A 1,880-nucleotide genomic window follows, 5' to 3' on the forward strand; every position below is an offset into this window, starting at 1 on the left:
TTTTATTAAAGCAAAATATTTAATAATATTTATATACTTTTTTAAATTACACTTTCACCATTAATATTATATAAACAAATGGAAAAATAAAATTATGTTTTTGTACATAATTTTATTTTCTATCATTTATTTTTTCTATTTTTTTCAATAACAAAGAAACTAATAACACCAAAACTAAATAAACAAAGACAGGCACTATTAAAGCCAATATTTTTGCATTTGCACTTGCAACAGATGCGTTTACTGTGCTTCCTGCATTATAAAGTTCATTTATGCCAATAACTCCAAAAACACTACTATCTTTGATATTAACAATAAATTCATTAGAAATTCTTAATAAAGATTTACGGACAACTTGGGGACACACAACCTTTTTAAAGGTTTGTGTTTGTGTCATCCCCAAAGATAATGATGCTTCAATTTGTCCAGAGTCAAAAAATTCCATATTTTTAATCATAACTTCAGCAAGATAAGCAGCTGAGTTAAAAATAATTACAAATAAACCAGATTGCAATGGAGTTAACCATTTAAAATAACCAGTTCCTTTGAGTCCGAAATGAAAAAACATTGCTTGCAACATCATAGGAATACTTTTAATAATAAAAATATAAACATTAATGCTTTTATCAAGTATTTTAAAGAAATATTGTTTTTTTAAACTCATTTTTGTATGTTTATTAAGAGTTATGATTCCTTTAATATAAAGCACACATAAAGATACTATAAAAGCTCCTATGGTACCAAAGAAAGCAATTTTAAATGTGGTTTCAAAGCCTTCTTTATATAATGGATAATATATTTTTAATAATCTTTTTAATAAATTAAACCAATTAAAAATATTTGACATTATTATAAATTAGCATTTTCATCTTTTGCATATTGAACAGCTTTTAATTTTAATGCTTGAGTTGTTTGGTTATCTTGTGTAAAATGTAGTTCTTCTAATGCTTTATTGACCTCTTTTGTTAATTTTTCATTTTCTTTTTTGATTGCTATATGTGATTGTTTGGTGTTTTGGAAAGTTTGGCATTCTTCTTTTGTAAGTTGAGGGTTTGAGTAATAATATTCTTTGATTTTTTCCATTAATTGGTTATCGATGTTTGGAACTGATTTTGCTAATTTTGGATTTTTTGATATAAATAATTCTGCAAAATCAGATTCTAAAATATAACCATCAATTGTTTTTGCTAGCAATCCTAAATTAAAAGCATTTAAATCTTGTAATTCTTGAGGATGATCGCTTATCATTTTTGCTTTTTTTTCGTGTGCAGAATCTTTTTGGTAAGCTATTTTTTTTTCTTTTAAATCTGCAAGATTGTTTACTTCTAAATCTTTGTGTAAGATAACTTTAACTGATCCAAAATGATAAGGGTCTGAAAAAGCAACTGTTTCTTCTCTTTCAGGGGTTTTGGTATGTCCTGCAATAACTAAATCTACTTCATTACTTGTTAAAGCATTAAATAATCCATCAAAATCTATTTTTTTAATAATTAATTTTTTACTTAACTTTTTAGCTAATTTTTTAGCAATTGCTACATTATAACCACAAGCAAATCCATTTTTTTTTCCTTGAATAGGATGTATTTGGTCTTTGTATTGTTCGTTGTTTCCCATAGTAACCCATTCTAAAGGAGCGTATTCAAGTTCCATTCCTACTACTAAATCGCCATTTAATGCAATTTCTTCGGTTGGGGTGGTTTGAGTAGTTGTTTTATCTTTTGTTAGTTGCCACCATACAATTCCTCCTATTATGCCTAAAATTACAAAAGCACCAACAACTAAACTAATAATTAAATTTTTATTCTGTTTCATTTTATTACCTCTTTTGGGATTATATTTTTTATTAATAAAAGTTTTTGTAATTAAAAAAATTATACTTA

At 25.6% G+C, this 1,880-nt stretch carries 2 protein-coding genes; both read right to left on the bottom strand.

Translation table 11 applies throughout. The annotated features are described in order from the left end of the window. Positions 1-112: 112 nt before the first annotated feature. Positions 113-847, bottom strand: a complete 735-nt coding sequence (locus OL66_RS00675) for an ABC transporter permease subunit (protein ID WP_034172061.1) — start codon at positions 845-847, stop codon at positions 113-115. Positions 848-849: 2 nt separating this feature from the next. Continuing rightward, the coding region (locus tag OL66_RS00680; protein WP_238568767.1) for a transporter substrate-binding domain-containing protein at positions 850-1,880 on the bottom strand (1,031 nt) is incomplete at its 5' end.

The organism is Chrysanthemum yellows phytoplasma, assembly GCF_000803325.1.
GTDB lineage: Bacteria > Bacillota_I > Bacilli_A > Acholeplasmatales > Acholeplasmataceae > Phytoplasma > Phytoplasma asteris.

What these genes read in the sequence shown, in the direction of transcription:
- OL66_RS00675 (WP_034172061.1), bottom strand. Translation starts at nt 847, where the DNA reads ATGTCAAATATTTTTAATTGGTTTAATTTATTAAAAAGATTATTAAAA.